The following is a 25,213-nucleotide window of genomic DNA, read 5'->3' as shown; positions in this document are numbered from 1 at the left end:
ATGGCGTCGATCGAGATCAGCCCCGACGAGGCGCTGGCGCTCAGGGCCCGGCATGCCGAGGTGCTGCATCGCCCGCTCTACCGGCGGCTGATGGCGCCGCTGCTCGTCGTCGGGGCGGCCGCCTACCTCGTGTTCTGCTTCTTCTTCTTCAACGTCGCCGGCGTCTTCGCCAACGCGCAGTGGGAGCGGGCCGGCATCTACATCGCCGACTGGTACTCCTGGGAGGCAACGCCGCGTTTCCGCTTTGCCAAGGACGGGATCGAGGTCGAGTGGACCCGGTCGCTGCTCGGCGACAATCCGAATCCGGACTGGATCGAGGGCGGCAAGGACAACTATGTCGTGAGCTTCGGTGGCGCCGACAACCAGGTCGAGATCAGCCCCGGCATTGTCGTCGTGGTGGAATCCGGCCGGCGCTACGACATCCCGATCTCGGAGTCGGGGGCAGAACTGTCGCCGGACGCGCCCGCCAACATGAGCCTCAAGGGCGGCCGCGTGACGGTCGACTACGGCTTCATCGGGCTGGCGGAGATCCGCAACACGCAGGTGCTGGTCCGGCATCGCTACCTGGGCTGGCCGAACTTCTTCTTCGACACCAAGTCGCCGTTCTTCGGCAAGGACCTGGGCCAGCTGTGGGCGGACGCGAGCAGTCCCGAGCGCATCGAGGCGCGCATGCCGAACTGGCAGTTGATCATCGTCGAGTTCCTCTACAATTCCGAGTGGCAGCATCTCGACGTGTTCATGAAGCTGCTCGAGACCATCGTCATGGCCTTCGTCGGCACGCTGTTCGCCGCGCTGGTCGCCTTCCCGCTCTCCTTCGTCGCCGCGCGCAACATCAACCCCAACCGGGTCGGCAACTGGCTGACCAAGCGGGCCTTCGACCTGCTGCGCTCGGTGGACATGCTGATCTGGGCACTGTTCTTCGTGCGCGGCTTCGGCCCTGGCCCGATCCCCGGCATCGCCGCGATCTTCTTCACCGACACCGGCACGCTGGGCAAGACGACCACCGAGGCGCTCGAGAATGTCGACGACCGGCAGCGCGAGGGGATCAGGTCGGTCGGGGCGTCCCCGGCCAACGTGCAGCGCTACGGCGTGGTGCCGCAGGTGGCGCCGGTGTTCATCAGCCAGTCGCTGTATTTCTGGGAGAGCAACACGCGCTCCGCCACCATCATCGGCGCGGTCGGCGCCGGCGGCATCGGCCTCAAGCTCATCGAGGCGATGCGCACCAACCAGGACTGGGAGAACGTCGCCTACATGGTGCTGCTGATCCTGGTCGTCGTGTTCGTGTTCGACAACATCTCGAACGCCCTGCGATCCCGGCTCATCGGGCGGAGCGGGCACTAGGCACTCGCCTACTTCCATCCGCCGTCATCCCCGCGAAGGTCTGGACAAAACAAAAAGGCCGCCGTGGCGTTCCACGGCGGCCTTGTCATTCAGCGATACCGGCGCGCTCAGTTCACGCGCTTGCCGTCCTTGTCGAACAGATGGACGACCGACAGGTCCGGCTTCACCTTGATCTTGGAACCCGGCGCGACGTTGACGCGCTCGCGGAAGATGCCGGTGATCTGCTGGGTGCCAAGGCGGGCGATGACCTGGGTCTCCGAGCCGGTCGGCTCGAGCACCACGACTTCGATCTCGATGCCGTCGTCGGCGAGGTGCAGGTGCTCGGGGCGAATGCCGTAGATCGCGGCGGAGGTGGCACCCGGAATGGTGGGCAGCAGGATCCCGTCGGTGGTCTTGAAGCCTTCGGCGGTGGTCTGGCCGTTGATGAAGTTCATCGACGGCGAGCCGATGAAGCCGGCAACGAAGGTGTTGAGCGGACGATCGTAGAGATCGAGCGGCGAGCCCATCTGCTCGATGATGCCGTCGCGCATGACCACGATCTTGTCGGCCATGGTCATCGCCTCGACCTGGTCGTGGGTGACGTAGATGGTGGTGGTCTTGAGGCGCTGGTGCAGTTCCTTGATCTCGGAACGCATCTGCACGCGCAGCTTGGCGTCGAGGTTCGACAGCGGCTCGTCGAACAGGAAGACCTGCGGGTCGCGCACGATGGCGCGGCCCATGGCAACGCGCTGGCGCTGGCCGCCCGAGAGCTGGCGCGGCTGGCGGTCGAGCAGCTTTTCGAGCCCGAGAATCTGCGCGGCGCGGTCGACCTTGGCCTTGATCTCGGTCTTGGGTACGCCCTTGAGCTTCAATGAGAAGCCCATGTTCTGCGCCACCGTCATGTGCGGGTAGAGCGCATAGTTCTGGAACACCATGGCGATGTCGCGTTCCTTGGGCGGCAGGTCGTTGACGACGCGCGGCCCGATCGAGATCTCGCCCGAGGTGATCTCCTCGAGGCCCGCGATCATGCGCAGCAGGGTCGACTTGCCACAGCCCGAGGGGCCGACCAGCACGACGAATTCTCCGTCCTCGATGTCGACCGAGACGCCCTTGAGGGCCTCGAAGCCGCCATAGTGCTTGCCGGCCTTGTTGATGTTCACGCTAGCCATGAAGTCCTCATCCCTTGCGCGGGAGAGACCCCGCATTCGGCCCGGAGCATCGACGAGGGAATGGACGGCGGTCAAGGCGGGATCAGCGATATGCTACGAAAGTAGCAGCAAAGGATAATACGAAAGTAGTATGCCCGGAGCGGGTCGGTCGCCGGCTGGCTGGACAAGCGACGCCCAGGGTGCTTGTTGCCCGGCCATGACCGACATCGCCAAGCTCGACCTTACCGATCCGTTTGCTCGCACCCGGGCCTTGTTCGCGCTGCCCGAGGAGGTGATCTACCTCGACGGCAACTCGCTCGGCGCGTTGCCCAGGGCGGTGACGGCGCGCATGGCGGAGGTGGTCGAGCGCGAGTGGGGCGAGGGACTGATCCGCTCCTGGAACACGCATGACTGGATCGACATGCCGGGGCGCGTCGGCGACCGCATCGCGCGGCTGATCGGTGCGCCACCCGCTACGGTGACCGTGGCGGATTCGACATCCATCAATCTTTTCAAGGTGTTGGTGACGGCCCTGCGGCAGCGTCCGGAGCGGCAGGTGATCCTCACCGAGAGGGGTAATTTCCCGACTGATGCCTATATCGCGGCCGGGGTTGCTGAATTGCTCGGGCAGGGCCATCGGCTGCGCGAGGTGGAGGCGGACGAGCTCGAGGCGGCCCTTGGCCCGGAGGTCGCGGTGCTGATGCTGACCGAGGTGAACTACCGCACCGGGGCCAGGCTCGACATGGCCGGGCTCACCCGGGCGGCGCACGCGGCGGGGGCGCTGACGGTCTGGGACCTGGCCCATTCGGCGGGGGCATTTCCCGTGCATCTGCTTGATGCGAATGCCGATTTCGCCGTCGGGTGCGGATACAAGTACCTCAATGGCGGCCCGGGGGCGCCGGCCTTTGTCTATGCCGCGCCCCGGCACCTGGATGGGCTGAAGCAGCCGCTGACGGGTTGGCTCGGGCATGCCGCGCCGTTCCGTTTCGCCCGGACATACGAGCCGGCCGCGGGGATCGCGGCGATGCGGGTCGGGACGCCCGCGATCCTCGCGATGTCGGCCCTCGATGCGGCACTCGACGTCTTCGAGGGGGTAACCATGGTGGAACTCAGGGCAAAAGCTGATCGCTTGTTCGACATTCTTGCAGCCGTCGTCCATGAACTTTCGCCGGAACTCGAGCTCGCTACACCGACCGACCCGGGCAAGCGCGGCACGCAGGTGTCGCTGCGCCATCCCGAGGCCTATGCCGTGATGCAGGCGCTAATCGCGCGCGGGGTGATCGGCGACTTCCGCGAGCCCGATATCCTGCGCTTCGGGTTGACGCCGCTCTACGTCAGCCATGCCGAGGTGCAGCGCGCCGGCGAGATCCTCGTCGAGGTGGTCCGCACGCGCGCCTGGGACGAGCCCCGGTTCAAGCGGCGGGCCAAGGTCGTGTAGGGTGCAATTCGCCGCCCGACGCTAAAGCCTAAGTTAAGGCGTCACCGCTAGCATCCGCGCCGAGTATCCATGCCAAGGGCATCGGGGGGCGGCGATTTGTCCAGCCTGCGCAGGGTGTTGCGTCAACTGACGGTCGTGCCGCTGCGGTCACGCTGGTTCGGCACGCTCGTGACCTTTGCCGGCATCCTCATGCTCGGCTGGTATGCCAGCTGGCAGAACCAGGTGCTGTTCGAGGAGCAGGCGCGCGCCGACGTGCTCAAGGAGGTGAGCGTGGTGCGCGCTCGTCTCGAGGGACACATCAACGGCAACATCCAGCTGGTGCGGGGGCTGGTCGCCACCATCTCCACCGAACCGGGCATGACGCAGGCGCGCTTCGCCGAGCTCGCCGCGAAGATTCTCGATAGCGATTCCGAACTGCGGAACATTGCCGGCGCCCCCGACTTCGTGGTCAGGCTGCTCTATCCCCTGGTCGGCAACGAGCGGGCGATCGGGCTCGACTATCGGCACAACGAGGCCCAGAACGAGGCCGTGATGCGGGCGCGGGAGACGGGGCAGCTGGTGCTCGCCGGCCCGGTCGACCTGGTGCAGGGCGGCAGCGGTTTCATCGCGCGCTTCCCGGTGTTCACCGGCGCGGGCGAGACGCGGCAGTTCTGGGGCATCGTGTCGGCAGTGGTCGATGTCGACCGGCTCTACGCGGCGAGCGGGCTGACCGACCCCGGGCTTGGCGTGCAGATCGCCATTGCCGGACGCGACGGGCTCGGCCGGCGTGGCGCCCTGTTCTATGGCCCGGCCGAGGTGTTCGACCAGGCGCCGGTGATCGCCGACATCGAACTGCCCGCGGGACAATGGGAGATCGCCGCCATCCCCAAGGGCGGCTGGGCCGGCACGCCGCGCAACGCCTGGCTGATCTGGGCCGGCTTCCTGGCGCTGGCGGTCATCGTCTGCGTCCCGGTCTACTATACGGGCCGGCTGCTCGAGGAGCGGCGGCGGCACCTGATGGCGCTGAAGAGCCGCGAGGTCGAGCTGCAGCGGCTGTCGCGCCGGCTGGGCCTGGCGCTCGAGACTTCGGCCGTCGGGGTGTTCGAGTTCGACCTCGACACCGGCCGGCTGCTCTGGGACGATCGGATCAATGCGCTGTTCGGGCTGCCGCAGGATGGCGGCGCGCGCGACTACGGCGACTGGTGCAAGGCGGTCCATCCGGCCGACCTGGCGCGGGCGGAAGAGGAGTTCCGCATCGCGACCGCCGTGACCGGGCGCTATCACTCGGAGTACCGGATCGTCACGCCGCAGGGCGTCACGCGCAACGTGCGCGCCATCGGCGCCGTGTACCAGGATGCGGGGGGCACCCGCCGCATCATCGGCGTGAACTGGGACGTGTCGGACGACGTCGCGCTCAACGAAAGCCTCAAGGAGGCGAGCCGGCTGAGCGAGGCGCGCTATGCCGAGCTCGAGGCGGCCAAGGCCTCGATCGAGCACAACGCGCTGCATGACAGCCTGACCGGGCTGCCCAACCGGCGCTACCTCGACCGGGTGCTGGCCGAGCGGGCGGCGCAGGCGAGCGAGACCGGCATGCCGCTGGCGCTGCTGCATATCGACCTCGACCGCTTCAAGCAGATCAACGACACGCTCGGCCACGCTGCCGGCGACGCCACGCTGGTCCATGCCTCGCATGTGCTGCGCGCCAATACCCGCGCCGACGATTTCGTGGCCCGGATCGGCGGCGACGAGTTCGTCATCGTCTCGTCGGCGGACAGCGGCGACGCGGGCCTCGCAATCCTGGCGCAGCGCATCATCGTCAAGATGCGCCAGCCGGTGGACTACCACGGCCACCAGTGCCGCTGCGGCGTCTCCGTGGGCATTGCCCGGCAGACCGGCAAGGCCGCCGATCCGGCGCGGCTGCTCGTCGATGCCGACATCGCGCTGTATCGGGCCAAGAGTCGCGGGCGCAACCGGCACGAGTTCTTCACCGAGGCGCTGCAGGCGGAGGTGGTGCGCACCAAGCGCGTTGCCGACGAGCTCCTGGGCGCCATCGAGCGCGACCAGTTCGTGCCCTATTTCCAGCCCCAGTTCGATGCCCGCACGCGCGAGGTGGTCGGGGTCGAGGCGCTGGTGCGCTGGCAGCACCCGGTCGATGGCCTGCTCGGCCCGGCGGCGTTCCTCGACGTCGCGGAAGACCTCAACATCGTTTCCACCATCGACCGGATCGTGCTGGAAAAGTCGATGGCCGCCTTCCGCCAGTGGCGCGCGCTGGGCCTCGACGTCGGACGCATCGCGGTCAACGTCTCGGCGCGGCGGCTGCAGGACGAACAGCTGATCGAGAGCCTCAAGCATCTCGAGATCGAGCCCGGCACGGTGTCGTTCGAGCTGGTGGAGTCGATCTTCCTCGACGAGACCGACGACCTGGTGCGGTTCAACGCCGACCAGCTCAAGGAGCTGGGCATCGACATCGAGATCGACGATTTCGGCACCGGCTATGCCTCGATCGTCAGCCTGCAGAAGCTGAAGCCGCGCCGGCTCAAGATCGACCGGCAGCTGGTCAAGCCGATCGTCAGCTCGGAAGCACAGCGGAACCTCGTGGCCTCGATCGTCGATATCGGGCGGGCCCTGGGTATCGAAGTGGTCGGCGAAGGGGTGGAGACGCTCGAGCATGCCGACATCCTCAGGGATCTCGGTTGCACGGTGCTGCAGGGCTATGCCCTGGCACGACCGATGAGCGGTCTGGCCCTGGCCCAGTTCCTGCCCAGCCACGCGGCGCGCAAGCTGGCCCGACCGCGCCGGGCCAGGGCCTAGTCCAGGCGACCGACCCAGGGGCGGGGTCGAGGCAGTGATCGGCGGATTGTTGGCGGTGCTGCCTCTGACCCGCTGCGACGGCAGACCGTCAGAACAGCTCGGCCTCGCCGTGCACGCCGCGCGAGGCGCTGCCGGACAGGGCCGGCACGCTCAGTTCCTCGAGCACCAGGCTGGCCCAGATCTCGTCATAGACGGCATTCGACGTCGCGGGCGGAAGCAGGGCGAACTGGCGCACCGCGAGGGCCATGTTGTGGCAGCGCTGCTCGATGCGGTCCTGGCCCTGCAGCGCACCGATGATGATGCGGGCGGCCTCCCGACGGGCCATGTCGGGGCTGAGCGATGCGTCGGCGAGGACCTCAAGGGCCTGCGTCACGCCATCCACCATGCCGGCAGTCTGGCGCGCAGTTTCATCGAGCTCGCGAGCGAGCCTTTGCAGAGACATCTAGGACCTAACCCCCGACAGTTGCGTCCCACCCTAGCCCGGATTCCTGAAAGGCTCGTTGCGGCGTGTTGTCTTGGAGCAAAATCCCGGAGGTCTTGGTTAGCGGTTCCCTAACGAATTGCCCTTAACGCTGATGACGCCACTCGTTCGGATTACCTCTAGCCATGGTCTTGTCGCGTTCGCTGCCTCCCGAGTTCGATCGAGGCGTGGTGACGACCGTGCATCAGGGCGATTGCTTCGTCTCCGATGAAACCGATCTCACCTTCTCGACGGTGCTGGGCAGTTGCGTGTCGGCCTGCATCCGCGACCGGGTCGCCAATGTCGGCGGCATGAACCACTTCCTGCTCGCCGAGCAGTCCGCGTCGGCCCAGGATCGCTACGGCGCCTCGGCGCGCTATGGCGCGTTCGCCATGGAGCAACTGATTAACAAGGTGCTGAGCCGGGGCACCGGCAAGAAGGCCAACCTCGAGATCAAGGTCTTCGGCGGCGGCAAGATCAACGGCGCGCTCGACGATATCGGGCTCAAGAATATCGAGTTCGTGCGCGAGTTCCTCGCCAACGAGGGCTACGAGGTGGCCAAGGAGGATCTCGGCGGGACCTATGCACGCCGGGTGATGTTCAAGCCGCACTCGGGCCGCGCCTTCGTCAAGCGGCTGGACAACGCAGTCAACGCCTCGATCGCCCGGGAAGAACTGGCCGTGGCGGCGAGCCGGCGCAGCGTGGTCGCGAGGCCCGTCGTCGACGACATCGAGCTGTTCTGACGGGGCCCAGCCGGGGACGCGTCGCCAGCCTTACCAATCCCTTACGGCCGGGCGGCCAAGTATAGATTTGGTTAACCATTCCCCACCTAGGGTCGCGGCACGGGCCTGGGGAGGCCCGACGGGGCTCGGTGATTCGTGCGGCGCTTCAACGTAGCGCTCATCGTCAGTGTGTGCTGGCTTGCCGCCATGATGGTCGCGGCCGGCGCCTTCGTGCTGTTCGGCGCCGGGCTCGTTGCCCTCGTGATTGCCGGCCTCGCGGCATCCGCGGCGGCGGCCGCCGGCATGGTCGTGGGCCGGCGCGCCGACCGCGCCGCCGCCGCGCGCCTCGCCGTCATCGGCCAGGCCGTCGGGGTGCGCGATGGCGAAGCCGCCAGCCTGGAGGCGATCGTGGGCAGCCTCGGAGCGCGGCTCGACCGGGCCCACAACTTCAAGTCGGCGTTCGCCGCGCTGCGGCAGCCGGCCGTGCTGATCGGCGGCGACGGCGAGATCCTCGGGGCCACCGCCGGATTGACCGCGGCCGAGCCGGCGGCCGAGGAGGGCGGGATCATCTCCGACGTGCTCGGCGGCGACATGCTGCTCGAGGACATGGCGGCCGAGAGCATCGCCGTCGTCGGCGACCGCCGCTATGTCGCGGAGCGGCGCGAGCTGGGCGGCGGGCGCTCGCTGATCGAGTTCTCGCCGGCCGGCTACCACATCGCCGACGACGACTTCGACGCCTTCGTGACGGCGCTGGGCAACGGGCGCACCGGGTTCCGCTTCGACGACTGGGGCATGCAGCACACGCCGGCGCTGAAGGCGCTGGGCGGGGCGCTCGAGAGCTTCGACCGCTCGGTCAAGGCGATCGGCCAGCTGCTGCGCGGCGAGCAGGTCGATGCGCTCCTGCTGATGGGGGCGGGCGGGCTGGCGCCGGAGCTCAGGCAGTTCGAGCAGGACCTGGCGGCGCTGATCGCCGAGCGCGACGAGGCGGTGGCGGTGCGGCACCATCTCGAGGCCAAGATGGAAGCCATCCTGCACGCCATCGACCGCTACCGGGCCAGCGTCACCAGCCTGGCCGAGCTCGCCGACCAGAGCCGGGCGGGGCTCAATGCCGCCTCGAGCTCGATCGAGAAGGGGCGCGCCAAGACCCAGGCCGTGCGCGATCTCGAGCGGCAGGCGGTGGCGCTCGCGACCGAGGCGGCGCTGGCCGTGCAGCGGACCAGCACCTCGGTGAGCGGGGTCGAGCACGCGACGGTCGAGATCGACAGGATGGTCAGTTCGATCGAGGACGTGAGCTTCCGCACCAACCTGCTGGCGCTCAACGCGGCGGTGGAAGCGGCGCGGGCCGGCGAGAAGGGCGCCGGCTTCGCCGTGGTCGCCGCGGAGGTGAGAACGCTGGCCCAGGCGTCGCAGAAGGCGGCGCGCGAGATCAAGATGCTGGTCGGCAGTTCGCGGCAGCGCGCCGATGCCTCGCTGGCCGAAACCGCGACGCTCAAGAAAATCCTCGCCGGGCTCGGCGGGCATTTAGAGAATCTAAGCAATGAGACGGACATGATCGCCGGTGCGCTGGACGAAGGCAGCGGAGCGATCGCCCGGCTCGACGGCAATGTGAAAGCCGTAGGTTCGGAAGCGGCGAGAGCCCTGCAACTGCCCGCGCGCCGGCGCCAGGCCTAGAACGGGACTGGTATTTGGGGGCGGATATGGAACCGGGCGAATTTGCCCTCAGCGACCGCGAGTTCAATCGGGTCAAGGTACGGGTCTACAAGGAGGCCGGGATCTCGCTGTCGGAGGCCAAGCGCACGCTCGTCGTGTCGCGGCTGGGCAAGATCGTGCGCACGCTCCGGCTCAGCTCGTTCGACGACTATCTCGATTACCTCGAGCGGCAGGGGACGCCCGCCGACGCGCAGGACTTCATCAATGCGCTGACCACCAACCTCACCCGGTTCTGGCGCGAGGACCACCACTTCACCCACCTCGAGACCTATGTCGGCCAGCTGATCCAGCGCCGGCCGCGGATCGAGGGCGGGCGGCCGAAGCTGAGGATCTGGTCGGCCGGGTGCTCGACCGGGCAGGAGCCCTACACCATCGCGCTGCACCTGCTGGCGGCCTTTCCGGAACTGCGGCGCTGGGACTTCCGCATCCTGGCCACCGACATCGACACCAATGTGGTGGCCAAGGCGGCGGCGGGCGTCTATCCGCAGTCCGAGCTGAGCGGGCTTGCCCGCGAGCGCGTCGACCTGTTCGAGCCGGCCGGGCCGGGGCAGGTGCGCGTGCCGATGGCGGCGCGCGAGCTGATCGCGTTCAAGCCGCTCAACCTGATGAACAATCCCTGGCCGATGCGCGGTCCGTTCGACGCGGTGTTCTGCCGGAACGTCGCGATCTATTTCGACAAGCCGACCCAGGCCGAGCTGTTCGCGCGGCTCGGCGCCATCCTCGTGCCCGAGGGCTTCCTCTATATCGGGCATTCCGAGAACCTCGGCGCCGGCGGCGCCAACTTCAGGCTGGTCGGCAAGACCATCTACCAGACCCGTGCACAGCAGAAGGCGAGGGACGCAGCATGAACAGTATCAAGGTGCTGGTGGTCGACGACTCCGCCCTCATCCGCGAGGTGCTGACGCGCACGCTGGGCAAGGACGGCGATATCCTGGTGGTGGGCACGGCGGAGGACCCGCTGGAGGCGCGCACGAAGGTCAAGGAACTCAATCCGGACGTGGTCACGCTCGACATCGAGATGCCCAACATGAACGGGCTGCAGTTCCTCGACAAGCTGATGCGCCTGTATCCGCTACCGGTGGTGATGGTCTCGACGCTCACCACCAAGGGGGCGAGCGAGACGCTGCTGGCGCTGGAACTGGGCGCGGTGGATTTCGTCGCCAAGCCCAATGCCACGCTGGCCGGCGGGCTCGAGGCGTTCGGCGAGAACCTGCGCCAGAAGGTGCGGGCGGCGGCGCATTCCGACGTCAGGGGGCGGGCGATGCGGGCGGTGCCGGCGAACGTGCCGGTGCGCACCGCCGCCGCTCCCGCCGGCGCGCTCATCGCCATCGGGGCTTCGACCGGTGGGGTCGAGGCGGTGCGGGTGGTGCTGGGCCAGATGCCGCCCGACTGCCCGCCGATCGTCATCGCCCAGCACATGCCGGCGGGATTCACCTCGCGCTTTGCCGGGCGGCTCGACGAGCTGACCGAGCTGACGGTGGTCGAGGCCGAGGACCGGATGCCGCTGCAGCCGGGACATGCCTACGTGGCGCGCGGCGACTTCCACCTGCGCGTCGAGCGCAGCTCGGGCCAGCTCAAGTGCCGGGTGACGCAGGACGAACTGGCCTCGGGGCACCGGCCGAGCGTCGACGTGCTGTTCGAGTCGGTGGCGCGGACGGTGGGGCCGATGGCGGTGGGGGCGATCCTGACCGGCATGGGGCGCGACGGGGCGCGGGGGTTGAAGCTGATGCGCGACACGGGGGCCTACACGGTGGGCCAGAGCCAGGCCTCGGCGCTGGTCTACGGCATGCCGCGGGTGGCGTTCGAAGAGGGCGCGGTAATCGAGCAGGCGCCGGTCGAGGCGATCGCGGCGCGGCTCGCCGCGGCCCTGACCCGGCTCAAATCCGCAGCATAACGCGGCATCGGGTTGATGGTTTGGTAACGGAAAGTGCCTAGGCTTTTCGGATACGCGACCCGGGCGTATTTCGGGCGGCTAGAAGGCAACAGCGTAACATGCCGAAGGCAAGTGCAATCAGCGTGATGATCGTGGATGACCAGCAGTCGATGCGGGGCATCTGCAAGTACATCCTGACGCAACTGGGGTTCACCAACATCATCGAGGCCAAGTCCGGCCGCGACGCGCTGGGCAAGCTCGAGAAGAGCCCCGTCGACCTGATCATCTCCGACTGGAACATGGACGACATCGACGGGCTGACGCTGCTGCGCGTCATCCGCAAGCATCCCAAGACGCAGGGCATGCCGTTCATCATGGCCACCGGCCGCTCCGACAAGGAGCAGGTGAAGGAAGCGATCTCCTCGGGGGTCAACAACTACATCATCAAGCCGTTCGACGCCTCGACGATGAAGAAGCGCATCGAGGCGGTGATCGGCGTCCTGTCCTAGCTAGCCGGCGCCGGCAGCTCGACAAGCAACGGGCCGCCTTCGGGCGGCCTTTTGCGTGGCCGTCATGTAATCGACTACATGCCCGCAAACCCGGGCCGGGCACGTAGCGCAAGCGTAACAGGATGTTAAGGCGGCCTGCCTAGGCTCCGTGCAGTCGACACGGGTCTTTGGGGGGAAAGACGGCGTGACGGCGGCGCCGTTGCCGGTCGCCCGCCCCGACTCCTTCCCCCGGTGCAGGTTTGCTCGAGGGAGGAGCGGCGCATGGGTTGGCTACCGAAGTTCAGGATCGCGCAGAAGCTGCCGCTGGCCATGGTCGGGTCGGCGCTCGTCGTCAGCGTCGGGGTGGGCGTGGCGAGCTATCTGATCGGATCCTCGATCGTCGCCGACCTGAGCGCGCGGCAGATGCAGACCGTGGCGTCCAGCCACGCCGACCAGCTCTCGACCTACCTCAAGACGATCGAGGCGGACCTGGTCAAGACCGCGACCACCGAGAGCGCCATCTCGGCGGTGCGCGACTTCGCCATCGGCTGGAAGAGCTTCGCCAAGGCGACGCCGCCGCTCGACCCGGTGGCGACGCTGCGCCAGGGCTTCATCACCGAGAACCCCTATCCGGCCGGCGAGCGGCAGAAGCTCGACGTCAAGCAGACCGGGCGCACCAACTACGACTTCACCCATGACAAGGTGCAGGTGGTGTTCCGCCAGCAGCTCGAGCTGCAGGGCTATCTCGACATCTACATGTTCGACACCACCGGCAACCTCGTCTACTCGGTGATGAAGAACGACGACTTCGCGCTCAACTTCGCCGAGGGCGGCGATCTGGCCGATACCGGCCTCGGTCGGGCCTACCGCGCCGCCATGCAGCTCACCGAGCGCGGGCAGGTGGTGTACGAGTCGGCCTCGGTCTATCCGGTCGGCGGCCAGCCGGCGAGCTTCCTCGCCACGCCGATGCTGGACCAGCGCGGCAAGCTGATGGGCGTGATGGCGTTCGAGATGCCGGTCGCGCCGATCAATGCGATGCTGCAGGACAATTCGAGCCTGGGGCAGACGGGCGAGAGCTTCATCGTCGGGTCGGACAAGCTGCTGCGCTCCGACTCGGTGTTTTCGGACGGCGACGATACGCTCGTCACCGCCTACGACAATCCGCTGGTCGAGGCGGCGCTGGCCGGGACGCCGAGCACCGGCATCACCACGGGCTATCGCGGCATGCCGATGATCGCGACGGCGACCCCGCTGTCGTTCAACGGCACCAACTGGGCCGTGGTCACCACGATCTCGCAGGACGAGGCCCTGGCTCCGGTGGCGCAGTTGCGCAACATGATGCTGGGCGTCGGCGCCGTGCTGCTGGCGATCGCTGCGGCCGTCGGGTTCGTGTTCTCGCGCACCATCACCAAGCCGCTGAGCCAGCTCACCGGCACCATGAACGCGCTCGCCGAAGGCCAGCTCGAGACCGAGGTGAAGGGGGCCCAGCGCAGCGACGAGATCGGCGCCATGGCGCGGGCGGTACAGGTGTTCAAGGAGAACGCGCTCAAGGTCAACGAGATGACCGAGGGCGAGCGGGCCGCCTCGATCCAGCGGCGCACCGAGCGCACGCAGATGATGCAGGCGCTGCAGAAGGCGTTCGGCGAAGTGGTCGACGCGGCCATCGCCGGCGACTTCAGCCGGCGCGTCGAGGCCGAGTTCCCCGACCCCGAGCTCAATGCGCTCGCCCACGGCGTCAACGAACTGGTCGCCACCGTCGATCGCGGCCTGGGCGAAACCGGCCGGGTGCTGGGCGCGCTGGCCCATACCGACCTCACGCATCGCGTCGACGGCGACTACCGGGGCGCCTTCCTGCAGCTCAAGAGCGACACCAACGCGGTGGCCGAGAAGCTGAGCGAGATCGTCAGCGGGCTCAAGCAGACCTCGCGCGGGCTGAAGACCGCGACCTCGGAGATCCTGTCGGGCGCCAACGATCTTTCCGAGCGCACCACCAAGCAGGCGGCGACGATCGAGGAAACCTCGGCGGCGATGGAGCAGCTGTCCGGCACGGTGCTGGCCAATGCCGAGCGCGCCAGGGATGCCTCGGGCGTCGCGGCCACGGTGACGCGCACCGCCGAGGAGGGTGGGCAGGTGATGCACCAGGCGACCGATGCCATGGAACGGATCACCACCTCGTCGGGCAAGATCTCCAACATCATCGGCATGATCGACGACATCGCCTTCCAGACCAACCTGCTGGCGCTCAACGCCTCGGTGGAAGCGGCGCGCGCCGGCGATGCCGGCAAGGGCTTCGCCGTCGTCGCCGTCGAGGTGCGTCGGCTGGCGCAGTCGGCGGCCGGCGCCTCGGCGGAGGTCAAGGCGCTGATCGAGCAGTCGGGCACCGAGGTCAAGGCCGGTTCTCGGCTCGTGGCCGAGGCGGCCGCCAAGCTCGAGGCGATGCTGGTCGCGGCACGCTCCTCGAACGAACTGATGGACTCGATCGCCCGGGCCAGCCAGGAGCAGGCGTCCGCCATCGAGGAAGTCAACACCGCCGTGCGCCAGATGGACGAGATGACCCAGCACAATGCCGCGCTGGTCGAGGAGACGAATGCGGCAATCGAGCAGACCGAGGCGCAGGCCACCGAGCTCGACCGCATCGTCGACGTGTTCCGCACGGACCGCAATGCCGAGCCCGCCGCTGCCCCGGCGGCGGCGCCGGCGCCGGCGCGCGGCATCAAGGCCTTGCACGAGAAGGTGCGCACGGCGGCCAAGTCCTACCTGACGCAGGGCAACGCCGCGATCGACAAGGACTGGGCCGAATTCTGAGCGGCTCGAATGTGACCCTCGTCAGCAGAGCCGGCGCCCTTCGTGCCGGCTTTTTGCCCTGGCGCCGCGGCAGGTGCGGCCGTTGCCACCGGTCACCAGATGTTAACGCTGCCATGGTCACGTGAGAATCGCCCGCAGAAGCATCTTCGGCCGTCGACTCTCCAGAAGGACCCCGACACTCCATGCCCGCACCGTTCAAGCTGACCCTGCCGACGCTGAATCTGCGTGGGTCCATCATCCTGGCCGCCGCGGCGATCTTCACCGTCGCCATCGGGACCTCGCTCTACTACGTGGTCTCGAGCAACCGGGCGCAGGATCTGGCGCGGGCCGACGAGGTCGTGGGCAGGCTCGCCGAGACCGAGGCCGAAACCGTCAAGGCCTTCCTCACCGCGTTCGCCGTCGCCGCGGATTCGACGGCGCGCACCGCCGAGGCGCTGATGGCCGGCCATACCTCGCCCCTCACATACGGCGATATCGTCACCAAGCAGCTGGCGAGCCTGCCCGGGGCGCTCGGCGTCTACATGATGTTCGCGCCCGAATCCGGGCTCGCGTCCAAGCCGACCTTCTCCGGCTCCAAGTTTATCATCAGCGGCGACCACGTCGGCATCCTTGCCGAACACAAGCCCGACGGCTCGCTGGGCTATGGCTCGCTCGATAGCCCAGCCGGTTTCGACAGCTGGTTCACCCAGCCGCTCAAGGCCAATGTGCCGGCCATAACCGGTCCCGACAGCATCGAGGGCAAGCTCTATACCAGCTTCACCAACATCATCCGCAACTCCGCCGGCACGCCGGTCGGGATGAGCGGCGTGGCGTTCGATTCCGCCGTCCTCGCCGCAAAGTTGGGCGGCGAGCCGCCGATGGGCACCGGCTTCATGGGCATCATCAACCAGAAGAACGTCTGGGTGCTGAACCCGGATCCGGCGCTGGTCGGTACTGCAGTCGCCGAGCCCTGGGCGCTCGAGGCGACGACAGCGCTGCAGACCGCGGACACATTCTCGTCGACCGGCGAGGCCGCCGGCCAGACCTGGAAGATGAATGCCCGCCGGGTCGACCTGCCCGGCACCGAGCAGGCCTGGACCGTCGTGGTGGCGGTACCGCAGGCGACGCTGCTGGCCGCCTCGGAAGCACAGATGCTCAACCTGATCGTGGGCGGGCTGGTGATCTTCGGGCTCGGCCTCGTGGCCTTCGCCTGGCTCGGCAGCGCCATCGCCAGGCCGATCAGCAGGATGACCGGCGTGATGCGCAGGATCGCCGACGGCGACTACCAGGTCGACGTACCGTTCGGGAAGATGAGGAACGAGATCGGCGACATGGCCAAGGCCGTGGAAGTGTTCCGCGCCAACGGACTGCGCGTCGCCGAGATGACCGAGGCGGAGGCGGCGCGCATCATCCGCGACCAGCAGGCGCGCACCCAGATGATGGCGGAGCTGCAGAAGGCGTTCGGCCAGGTGGTCGACGCGGCGGTGGCCGGCGATTTCTCGCGCCGGGTCGAGACCGAGTTCCCCGATGCCGAGCTCAACGCCATCGCCGGCAGCATCAACAATCTCGTCGCCACCGTCGACCGCGGCCTCAATGAAACCGGCGAAGTGCTGGCGGCGCTCGCCAATACCGACCTGACCAAGCGCATGCAGGGCGCCTACGAGGGCGCCTTCGCCCGGCTGCGCGACGACACCAATGCGGTGGGCGACACGCTCAGCGACATCGTGGGCAAGCTCAAGGAAACCTCGCGATCGCTGAAGACGGCGACGGGCGAAATCCTGTCGGGCGCCAACGACCTTTCCGAACGCACCACCAAGCAGGCGGCGACGATCGAGGAAACCTCGGCCGCCATGGAGCAACTGGCGAGCACCGTGCTGCAGAATGCCGAACGGGCCCGCGAGGCCAGCGCCGTGGCCGGCACCGTCACCCGCACGGCCGAGGACGGCGGGCAGGTGATGGGCGAGGCCACCCAGGCGATGGAGCGGATCACCGCCTCGTCGGCCAAGATCAGCAACATCATCGGGCTGATCGACGACATTGCCTTCCAGACCAACCTGCTCGCCCTCAACGCCTCGGTCGAGGCGGCGCGGGCGGGTGACGCCGGCAAGGGCTTTGCCGTGGTCGCCGTCGAAGTGCGGCGACTGGCGCAGTCGGCGGCGAGCGCATCGTCCGAGGTCAAGGCGCTGATCGAGCAGTCGGGCTCCGAGGTCAAGACCGGGTCCAGGCTGGTGGCCGACGCGGCCGGGCGGCTGGTCGCCATGCTGGAAGCGGCGCGCTCGAGCAACCTGCTGATGGACGGCATCGCCAGGGACAGCCGCGAGCAGGCCTCGGCGATCGAGGAGGTCAACACGGCGGTGCGGACTCTCGACGAGATGACGCAGCACAACGCGGCCCTGGTGGAACAGACCAACGCGGCGATCGAGCAGACCGACAACCAGGTGAACGAGCTCGACCGGGTGGTCGATACCTTCACCATCACCGGCAGCGCCCCCGTGGTGCAGCGCACCGGCTTTGCGACGCCGGTGCAGCCGGCGCGCGGCATCAGGGGACTGCAGGAGCGCGTCAAGCAGGCCGCCAGTTCTTACCTGAGCCATGGCAGCGCCGCCATCGACAAGGAGTGGGCCGAGTTCTGAGCCTGTTCCCATGAAACCCTGACACGCGCTGTCAGGGCGACCGTGCGAAACCCTCTCCCTGCGACCGCAGGAGAGGGTTTCGTCGTCATGGCTGCACTAGAACTCGTTACATTCCGCCTGGCGCGCGGCGATGCGCAGCAGTTCGTCGACGCCAATGCGCCGATCAACGACTGGCTGAAGCGCCAGCCCGGCTTCGTCTCCCGTCACCTGGCGCAGCGGGACGACGGCAGCTTCATCGACATCGTGTACTGGCAGTCGCACGCGGCGGCACTGGCGGCGAGCGCGAAAATGATGGAAGAGATGGCCCAGAGCGAGGCCATGACCATGATCGATCCCATGGGCCTCGAGATGAGCCATGCAAGCATCCGACTCTCGGTCGACTGAAATGGTCGCCGACCTGATCCAGATCACCCGTTCACTGCCGCCCCCGATCGCCGAGCTGGCGAGCCGGCTGGCGCTGACCCTGCTGGCGGTGCGCCCCGACCTCGAGGCGAAGGCGCGCCTGGGCTGGGGCTCGGTGAACTTTCGCCACCCCAGGGCCGGGTTCGTGTGCGCGATCTTCCCGATGGAGGACCATGTCTCGCTGGTGTTCGAGCACGGCCGCCAGCTGAGTTCGCCGCTGCTCAAGGGCGACGGCAAGCAGGTGCGCTTCATCCGCTTCGCGCCGGACGCCGACATCCCCGAGGACGAGCTCGCCATCCTGCTGGCCGAGGCCATTGCACTCAAGGCCTGAGTTGGGCAGAACCGGGCGGGCGGAAGGCGGAGGTTTCCATGGCGCGGATCGGGCTGGTGGCACATGACGACAAGAAGGACGAGCTGGTCGCCTGGGCCATGGCCAATCGCGACAAGCTCGGCCAGCACGAGCTGTGGGGGACCGGCACGACCGGCGGTCGGATCACCGAGGGCACCGGGCTCGAGGTCACGCGCCTGCTGAGCGGCCCGCTCGGGGGCGATGCCCAGCTTGGCGCCATGATCGCCGAGGGGCGGCTCGACGTGCTGATCTTCTTCCAGGACCCGCTGACGGCGATGCCGCACGATGTCGACATCAAGTCGCTGAACCGGCTCGCGACGCTGTACGACATCCTGTTCGCGCCCAACCGCCAGACCGCCGACGCGGTGCTGGCGGCGCTTTGACCATCTGGTCAAATCTTCCACAAGCCATTAAGAGCCGCCTCCATTCGAAACGCGGTGCTTGGTTGACCGGAATTTGTGCATGTGCGCAGATGCCCCGAACCGGGCCAGAAGTTCCGGGCCAAGACTACTCATCAGGACGGGGGCGGGGTGTCCTTCGACGCAGTCATCGACGTTCAGAACGTCAGCAAGCGCTTTGGCGGATTGCGTGCGGTCAACAACTGCTCGCTCAGGGTCGAGCGCGGATCGATCACCGGGCTGATCGGGCCGAACGGGGCGGGCAAGTCCACGCTGTTCAACCTCGTGGCCGGCAATATCGTGCCCGATAGCGGCAGGATCATCTTCGACGGCCAGGACGTGACCGGGCTGAAGCCGCACCAGTTGTTCCACCGCGGCATGCTGCGCACCTTCCAGATCGCGCACGAATTCTCCAACATGACGGCGCTCGAGAACCTCATGATGGTGCCGCCGGCCCAGCCGGGCGAGAGCCTCGCGACGACCTGGCTGATGCCGGGCATGGTCAAGCAGGCCGAGCGGCACGTGCGCCAGAAGGCGCTCGACGTCATCGATTTCCTCAAGCTCGGCCACGTCAAGAACGAGCTGGCCGGCAATCTCTCCGGCGGGCAGAAGAAGCTGCTCGAGCTGGGTCGCACGATGATGGTCGACGCCAAGGTCGTGCTGCTCGACGAGGTGGCGGCGGGCGTGAACCGCACGCTGCTGCAGGACCTCGCAGCCAATATCGAGCGGATGAACGCCGAGCTCGGCTACACCTTCTTCGTCATCGAGCACGACATGGACCTGATCGGACGGCTGTGCGACCCGGTCATCGTCATGGCGCAGGGCGAGAAGATCGCCGAGGGGCCGATGAGCGAGATCCGGGCCAATCCGGAGATCATCGAAGCCTATTTCGGCGCCCCGGTGGAGAGCGCGTGATGCCGTTGATCGAACTCAAGGACGTGGTCGGCGGCTATGGCGGCGCGCCGATCCTCAACGGGGTCAACATCGCCATCGAGCAGTCCGACATCGGCGTGATCGTCGGACCGAACGGGGCGGGCAAGTCGACGACGCTGAAGGCGATCTTCGGCCTGCTGAAGGTCACGGGCGGCTCGATCACGTTCGAGGGCGAGCAGATCCAGAACTCGCTGCCCGACAAGCTCGTGCCCAGGGGCCTGAGCTTCGTGCCGCAGGAAAAGAACGTGTTCGTCTCGATGAGCGTCGAGGAGAACCTCGAGATGGGGGCCTTCACCCGCACCGACGACTTCCGGCCGACGATCGAGTGGGTGTACGAGATGTTCCCGGTGCTGCGCGAGAAGCGCCGGCAGCCGGCAGGCGAACTGTCGGGCGGGCAGCGCCAGATGGTGGCCATGGGCCGCGCGCTGATGAGCCAGCCCAAGCTGCTGCTGCTCGACGAGCCGTCGGCGGGCCTGTCGCCGCGCTATGTGCTCGAGATCTTCGAGCAGATCGTCAAGGTCAACAAGGCCGGCGTCGCCGTCCTGATGGTCGAGCAGAACGCGCGGCAGGCGCTGGCCTTCGCCTCGCGCGGCTTCGTCCTCGCCACCGGCAAGAACCGCTTCACCGGCACCGGTCCTGAACTCATCGCCGACCCCGAAGTCGCCAAGAGCTTCCTGGGGGGCTGAGGGCAATGAACGAACTCATCTTCTTTTTCAACAACGTGATGGTGGCCGGCGTCGTGCTCGGCTCGATCTACGCGGTCGGTGCCATCGGCGTGACCCTGATCTTCGGCATCCTGCGCTTCGCGCATTTCGCGCATGGCGACATGATGACGATGGGCGGGTTCATCGCGTTCCTGCTCATGCTGGGATGCCAGGCGCTCGGGATCACGACCCCGCTGGTTCCGACGGGCTTCATCGTGCTGCCGGTCGCCATGGTGCTGACGGCGATCCTCGCGCTCGGCATCGACAAGGGCTTCTATGCGCCGCTGCGGGCTCGCGGGGCACGGCCGGTGACGCTGCTCATCGCCTCGATCGGCGTGACTCTGATCATCCAGGGGCTGATCCGGCTGTCCTTCGGTTCGGGGACGTGGTCGTTCTTCGAGACCGAGCAGAAGCAGCTGATCCGCATTCCGGTGCCGCTCGAGGGGGCGACCCGGACGATCAACTTCACCCAGCCGCAGCTGCTGATGGTGCTCTCCACCGTCATCGCCGTGGTGGCGCTGCACCTGTTCCTCAGCCGCTCGCGGCTCGGCAAGGCGATGCGCGCCATGGCCGACAACGCCGACCTGGCGCAGGTCTCGGGCATCAACACCAAGCTGGTGGTGCGGGTCACCTGGGTCATCGCCGGGGGCCTCGCCGCCATGGCCGGCACGATGCTGGCGCTCGACGTGAACCTGAAGCCCGACCTCGCCTTCAACATCGTGCTGCCGATCTTCGCGGCGGCGATCGTCGGCGGGCTGGGCAAGCCGTTCGGCGCCATTGCCGGTGGCTATCTCATCGGTTTTGCCGAGACGGCGGCGATCTTCAACTGGTCGGTGCTGCTGAAGCCGATCGCCGGCGTGCTGCCGTTCGAGGTGCCGGCGACGATGGCGGTGGTGCCGACCGAGTACAAGCTGACCGTGGCCTTCGTCATCCTCGTCGTGGTGCTGCTGTGGCGCCCCACCGGTATCTTCAAGGGAGCCCAGACATGATGGCGCGGCGTTCCCTCGTCCTGTTCGCGGGACTGTTCCTCCTGTTCGCCGTCATCGGCTGGGTGCTGGGCGCGGCCAATATCTCGCTGCTGCTGGTGCAGAGCTTCGCCTATGCGCTGATCGCGCTGGGGCTCAACATCCAGTGGGGCTATGGCGGGCTGTTCAACTTCGGCATCATGGGCATGCTGATGCTCGGTGGCGCGGCGGTCACCTTCATCTCCTACCCGGTCAACGCGCCGTTCTGGGGCTCGGAAGGGCCGCTGATGCTGGGCAAGGCGCTGATGGCGTTCCTGGCAGGGTTCCTGCTCGTCTGGGGCGCCCGCCATGCGGACCGGGTCGGCATCAGGGGGCGCTGGAAGAGCGCGCTTACCATCCTCGCCTGGATCGTCGCCTACATCGTCTATCGCAGCCAGATCGACCCGGCCGCGGCCTATATCGAGAAGGTGGGCGGGGGCTGGGTCGGCGGGCTGGGCCTGCATCCGGTCCTGGGCTGGCTGTTCGGCGGCATCCTCGCGGCAGGCGTCGCCTATGTCGTGGGCAAGATCTGCCTCGGACTGCGCACCGACTATCTCGCCATCGCCACCATCGGCATCTCCGAGATCATCCGCGCACTGCTCAAGAACATGGACTGGCTGACCCGCGGCACGCTGACCGTGTCGCCGATTCCATGGCCCACGCCGATTCCGCAGGACCTGCAGGCGCAGGGCGTGTCGATCGCCGATTCGTTCATCTATGCGCGGCTGGGCTTTTTGGCGCTGGTCATCATCTTCCTCGCCATCGCCTTCTTCCTGATCCAGCGCGCCTATGGCGGGCCGTGGGGCCGCATGATGCGCGCCATCCGCGACAACCACATCGCCGCCGCCTCGATGGGCAAGAACGTCACCCGCCGCCAGCTCGAGATCTTCGTGCTCGGCTCGGTGCTGATGGGCATCGGCGGCGCCATGCTGGTGAGCTTCCAGCAGATCTACGACCCCGGCTCCTACCAGCCGATCAACCACACCTTCCTGATCTGGGTGATGGTGATCGTCGGCGGCGCCGGCAACAACTGGGGCGCGGTGTTCGGGGCGCTGCTCATCTACATCACCTGGATGATCTCGGACCCGGTGGCGCAGTGGCTGTTCAACGGCATCTCCGGCTGGTCGACCGACATGGGCTGGGGGGCGATCCCGGAAATCCAGTCACGGGCGAGCCAGATGCGCGTGTTCGTGCTCGGCGTGGTGATCACCATCGCGCTCCGCTACGCACCCCGCGGCCTGATCCCGGAAGTGGTGAAGCGGGAAGTCTAGTCCGGATCTGGACTTCTTGTGTTGCATCCTGTCTAGATTTGGACTATGTCCTAATCTAGACAAGGAGCGTATCATGCAGCTCGGTTTCCGGGAACGTCCGCAGGCTGGCTTCGAGCCGGCTGCCGCTGCGGACATCATCGATCTCGACCGCTTCGCGGCGCCCAACCGGCGCCGCCTGAGCGGGCCGGCGCTGCGCACCTTCCTCACCATTGCCGATCGCTGGGGCCTGACCGAGGAGCAGCGGCGGCTGGTGCTCGGCTATCCGTCGCGCTCGACCTACCACCACTGGGCCAAACTGGCGCGCGAGGGACAGCCGTTCACGCTCGATGTCGATGCGCTGCTGCGCCTTTCGGCGGTGTTCGGCATCCACCAGGCGCTGGGCGTGCTGTTCGCCGACGAGGGGGAAGGGGTGCGCTGGCTCAGGGGGCCGCACCTTGCGCCGGTATTCGGGGGGCAGCCGCCGCTGGCGCTGGTCACCTCGGGCACGCAGGACGGGCTGATGGCGGTGCGGCGCTTCCTCGATGCGGCACGCGGCGGGCTCTACATGCCGCCCAATGCACTCGATGCGGCCTTCACCCCGTACGAGGACAGCGACATCGTGATCCGCTGATGCGCGCGCCGGCGCCGCAGCCGACCTACCGGCTGATCCCGTCGTGGTTTCCGCCCATCGGGCTGTTCGACACGGTGTCGACCGCCGCCGACCTCGGGGCGGTGATGGAACTGGCCGGATGGACCAACGACCGGCAGGTGAGGGAGCGCGTCGCCCGGCTGCCGGAGAGCGAGTGGGTGTATGGCCGCGCCAATGCCAGCGTCGTCATGGCGGCGTTCCTCCATGCCGCACCGGGCGGGGGCCGCTTCAACGGGCCGGACCTGGGCGCCTGGTACGCCTCGGCCGCGGTGCCGACCGCCATCGCCGAGGTGGGGCATCACCTGCGACGCGAGGTGCTGGCGCGCGGGGTGGACGGCATGGCACGGACTTACCGGACCTATTCGGCCCGGCTCGAGGGGGAACTGGTCGACATCCGCGGCGGCGAGCCGGCACTGCATGCGCCCGATGACCATGCGGCGGGCCAGGCCTGGGGCGAACGGCTCCGCGCCGAGGGCGAGACCGGCGTGCTCTACGACAGCGTCCGGCATCGCGGCGGCATCAATGCCTGCGCCTGCCGGCCGAGCCGGGTTCTGGCCGTGGTGCAGGCCGAGCATTTCGAGATCACGGTGCGCGCCGGCGAGAGGCGGATCGAAGCGGTTCGCCTTGTCGCCTGATCGCGCCAAGAGCGCTTCACGCTAGCTGCGATCCACGCATGCGAGTGGTGGGTCTGTCCCTTCTCCCCTCAGGGGAGAAGGTGCCAGAAGGGCGGATGAGGGGTGAAGCGGCCGTCTGCGCGCATCGAGAGGCTGAACCCCCCGCCCTCGCTTTGCTACGGACCGCTGGTCCTAGCTGCGCTACCCACTCTCCTCAGGGGAGAGGGGGTGAGCGAGCGGCTCTCCGGTGCTTCAGTCATGTCGTCAAGCGCCCTAACGAAAAGGCCCGGGATCGCTCCCGGGCCTCGTTCAATTGGGCAGTCCCGATCCTTACTGGATGGGGCCCTTTTCGACGAACTTGCCGTCTTCCACGGCCACTTCGACGATGATGCCGTCGACGTCGCCAGCGGCGTCGAATTCGGCCGGGCCACCGGCGCCGTCATAGTCGATGTCGGTGCCGGCCTTGATCAGCTCGACGGCCTTGCTCCACTCGCCGGGCAGGATCTTCTCGCCCGGGGCGGTGGCGACGGCACGCAGGGCGGCCGAAAGGCCTTCGCGCTTGGCCGAGCCGTTCTTCTCGATCGCCAGGGCGAGCAGGAAGGCAGCGTCATAGGCCTGCGGCGCGTAGGTCGCCGCCGGGTTCTGGCCGGCATCGGTCGCCAGCTTCTTGTAGATGTCGGCCGACTCGCCGGCATAGGCGCCGGCGCGGGTGGCGATGATCTTGCCGTTGATGGCTTCCGGGGGGAGCCCGGTGACCAGGTCGTCGCCGATCATGCCGTCGCCGCCGACGAACGCGGTGAACTCGCCGCCTTCGATGGCCTGCTGCAGGATGGTCTTGCCCGAGCCCGAAGCGTAGGCGAGGATCACGAGGTTCTGCGAGCCGCCCGACGAGAGCTGGCCGAGTTCGGCGCGATAGTCCGCCTTGCCGTCCTCGTGCGCCACGTTGGCCGAGACGGTACCGCCGGCCTTGGTGAAGGTGTCGACGAACACGTCGGCGAGACCCTTGCCGTAGTCGTTGTTCACGTAGGTGACGGCGACGTCTTTGATGCCCTTCTGGATCAGCAGGTCAGCCATCTTCACGCCCTGGAAGGCGTCCGACGGGGTGGTGCGGAACACGAGGTCCTTGTCGTCGAGCGTGGTCAGCGCCGGGGCCGAGGCCGAGGGCGAGATCTGCACGACGCCGCCCGGGATGCCGGCGGCGGTGGCTGCGCCGATGGTGGCGCCGGTGCAGAAGGCGCCGACGATGGCGGTGACCTGGTCGGTGTTGACCAGCTTGTCGGCCGCCGGGCCAGCCACAGACGGGTCACAGGCGGAGTCGCCGGTGATCGAGATGATCTTGCCGCCGCCGAGGATGCCGCCCTGGGCATTGACCTCGTCGAAGGCCAGCTGCGCGCCGGCGACGATCGGCGGAGCCAGGCTTTCGATCGGGCCGGTCAGGTCGCCCAGGATGCCGATCTTGACGTCTTCGGCGAGCGCCGGAACAGCGAGACCGAGCACGGTCGCGGCAACGGCGAGGCCAAGGATACTGGATTTGTTCATGATGT

General features: G+C 67.7%; 22 protein-coding genes. 19 read left to right on the top strand and 3 right to left on the bottom strand.

The window, feature by feature from the left end; genetic code table 11:
* The gene (gene phnE, locus J0I99_RS05625) at nt 1-1,341 is read left to right on the top strand and encodes a phosphonate ABC transporter, permease protein PhnE (protein WP_291396422.1); all 1,341 of its coding nucleotides are present in this window, start codon (nt 1-3) and stop codon (nt 1,339-1,341) included.
* Between the two features lie 107 nt (nt 1,342-1,448).
* Here the strand turns inward: phnE and J0I99_RS05620 are convergent, their stop codons facing one another.
* Nucleotides 1,449-2,489, bottom strand: a complete 1,041-nt coding sequence (locus J0I99_RS05620) for an ABC transporter ATP-binding protein (RefSeq protein WP_291391335.1) — start codon at nt 2,487-2,489, stop codon at nt 1,449-1,451.
* Between the two features lie 196 nt (nt 2,490-2,685).
* Between J0I99_RS05620 and kynU the strand changes: the two genes are divergently transcribed.
* Nucleotides 2,686-3,906: a kynureninase gene (gene kynU / locus J0I99_RS05615; protein ID WP_291396420.1), complete on the top strand. Its 1,221-nt coding sequence runs from the start codon at nt 2,686-2,688 to the stop codon at nt 3,904-3,906.
* 117 nt (nt 3,907-4,023) lie between these two features.
* Nucleotides 4,024-6,696: an EAL domain-containing protein gene (locus J0I99_RS05610; RefSeq protein ID WP_291396418.1), complete on the top strand. Its 2,673-nt coding sequence runs from the start codon at nt 4,024-4,026 to the stop codon at nt 6,694-6,696.
* Nucleotides 6,697-6,784: 88 nt separating this feature from the next.
* On the opposite strand, the gene J0I99_RS05605 is transcribed toward J0I99_RS05610, so the two are convergent.
* On the bottom strand, nt 6,785-7,138 hold the full coding sequence (locus J0I99_RS05605) for a hypothetical protein (RefSeq protein WP_291391338.1): 354 nt from the start codon (nt 7,136-7,138) through the stop codon (nt 6,785-6,787).
* 164 nt (nt 7,139-7,302) lie between these two features.
* On the opposite strand from J0I99_RS05605, the gene J0I99_RS05600 reads away from it, so the two are divergent.
* From J0I99_RS05600 to J0I99_RS05525, 16 genes are all read left to right on the top strand, one after another.
* Entirely contained in the window at nt 7,303-7,899 is a 597-nt protein-coding gene (locus tag J0I99_RS05600; RefSeq protein WP_291391339.1) for a chemoreceptor glutamine deamidase CheD, read from the top strand.
* 135 nt (nt 7,900-8,034) lie between these two features.
* Nucleotides 8,035-9,549: a methyl-accepting chemotaxis protein gene (locus tag J0I99_RS05595; RefSeq protein ID WP_291396416.1), complete on the top strand. Its 1,515-nt coding sequence runs from the start codon at nt 8,035-8,037 to the stop codon at nt 9,547-9,549.
* A gap of 26 nt (nt 9,550-9,575) precedes the next feature.
* On the top strand, nt 9,576-10,436 hold the full coding sequence (locus tag J0I99_RS05590) for a CheR family methyltransferase (protein WP_291393150.1): 861 nt from the start codon (nt 9,576-9,578) through the stop codon (nt 10,434-10,436).
* Complete coding sequence (locus tag J0I99_RS05585) at nt 10,433-11,482, top strand: chemotaxis response regulator protein-glutamate methylesterase (protein ID WP_291396414.1); 1,050 nt, start codon at nt 10,433-10,435, stop codon at nt 11,480-11,482. The genes J0I99_RS05590 and J0I99_RS05585 overlap by 4 nt, the downstream gene beginning before the upstream one ends.
* Before the next feature lie 98 nt (nt 11,483-11,580).
* On the top strand, nt 11,581-11,970 hold the full coding sequence (locus J0I99_RS05580) for a response regulator (protein ID WP_291393154.1): 390 nt from the start codon (nt 11,581-11,583) through the stop codon (nt 11,968-11,970).
* Nucleotides 11,971-12,231: 261 nt separating this feature from the next.
* A complete protein-coding gene (locus tag J0I99_RS05575; protein WP_291396412.1) occupies nt 12,232-14,754 on the top strand; it encodes a methyl-accepting chemotaxis protein in 2,523 nt (840 codons plus the stop codon).
* A 182-nt stretch (nt 14,755-14,936) separates the two neighbouring features.
* Nucleotides 14,937-17,366: a methyl-accepting chemotaxis protein gene (locus tag J0I99_RS05570; protein ID WP_291396410.1), complete on the top strand. Its 2,430-nt coding sequence runs from the start codon at nt 14,937-14,939 to the stop codon at nt 17,364-17,366.
* An 87-nt stretch (nt 17,367-17,453) separates the two neighbouring features.
* Nucleotides 17,454-17,750, top strand: a complete 297-nt coding sequence (locus J0I99_RS05565; RefSeq protein ID WP_291396408.1) for an antibiotic biosynthesis monooxygenase — start codon at nt 17,454-17,456, stop codon at nt 17,748-17,750.
* Nucleotide 17,751: 1 nt separating this feature from the next.
* Nucleotides 17,752-18,099 (top strand): DUF1801 domain-containing protein, encoded by a 348-nt coding sequence (locus J0I99_RS05560; protein ID WP_291396406.1) that lies wholly within the window; start codon nt 17,752-17,754, stop codon nt 18,097-18,099.
* Nucleotides 18,100-18,137: 38 nt separating this feature from the next.
* A complete protein-coding gene (locus tag J0I99_RS05555; RefSeq protein WP_291393165.1) occupies nt 18,138-18,500 on the top strand; it encodes a methylglyoxal synthase in 363 nt (120 codons plus the stop codon).
* 147 nt (nt 18,501-18,647) lie between these two features.
* Nucleotides 18,648-19,430, top strand: a complete 783-nt coding sequence (locus J0I99_RS05550) for an ABC transporter ATP-binding protein (protein WP_291396404.1) — start codon at nt 18,648-18,650, stop codon at nt 19,428-19,430.
* A complete protein-coding gene (locus tag J0I99_RS05545) occupies nt 19,430-20,134 on the top strand; it encodes an ABC transporter ATP-binding protein (RefSeq protein WP_291393167.1) in 705 nt (234 codons plus the stop codon). The genes J0I99_RS05550 and J0I99_RS05545 overlap by 1 nt, the downstream gene beginning before the upstream one ends.
* 5 nt (nt 20,135-20,139) lie before the next feature.
* Nucleotides 20,140-21,141 (top strand): branched-chain amino acid ABC transporter permease, encoded by a 1,002-nt coding sequence (locus tag J0I99_RS05540; protein WP_291396403.1) that lies wholly within the window; start codon nt 20,140-20,142, stop codon nt 21,139-21,141.
* The gene (locus J0I99_RS05535) at nt 21,141-22,427 is read left to right on the top strand and encodes a branched-chain amino acid ABC transporter permease (RefSeq protein WP_291396402.1); all 1,287 of its coding nucleotides are present in this window, start codon (nt 21,141-21,143) and stop codon (nt 22,425-22,427) included. The genes J0I99_RS05540 and J0I99_RS05535 overlap by 1 nt, the downstream gene beginning before the upstream one ends.
* A gap of 73 nt (nt 22,428-22,500) precedes the next feature.
* The gene (locus J0I99_RS05530; protein ID WP_291396400.1) at nt 22,501-23,037 is read left to right on the top strand and encodes an MbcA/ParS/Xre antitoxin family protein; all 537 of its coding nucleotides are present in this window, start codon (nt 22,501-22,503) and stop codon (nt 23,035-23,037) included.
* Nucleotides 23,034-23,690: an RES family NAD+ phosphorylase gene (locus J0I99_RS05525; protein ID WP_291396648.1), complete on the top strand. Its 657-nt coding sequence runs from the start codon at nt 23,034-23,036 to the stop codon at nt 23,688-23,690. Before J0I99_RS05530 ends, J0I99_RS05525 begins: the two co-directional genes overlap by 4 nt.
* Before the next feature lie 309 nt (nt 23,691-23,999).
* Here the strand turns inward: J0I99_RS05525 and J0I99_RS05520 are convergent, their stop codons facing one another.
* Nucleotides 24,000-25,208 (bottom strand): ABC transporter substrate-binding protein, encoded by a 1,209-nt coding sequence (locus J0I99_RS05520; RefSeq protein ID WP_291396399.1) that lies wholly within the window; start codon nt 25,206-25,208, stop codon nt 24,000-24,002.
* Nucleotides 25,209-25,213 lie beyond the last annotated feature (5 nt).

The sequence above is a fragment of the Devosia sp. genome (assembly GCF_017307495.1).
In the GTDB taxonomy this organism is placed as follows: Bacteria; Pseudomonadota; Alphaproteobacteria; order Rhizobiales; family Devosiaceae; genus Devosia_A.
Note: the sequence above shows the minus strand (reverse complement) of the source record. Positions and strands in the feature narration are given on the sequence as shown.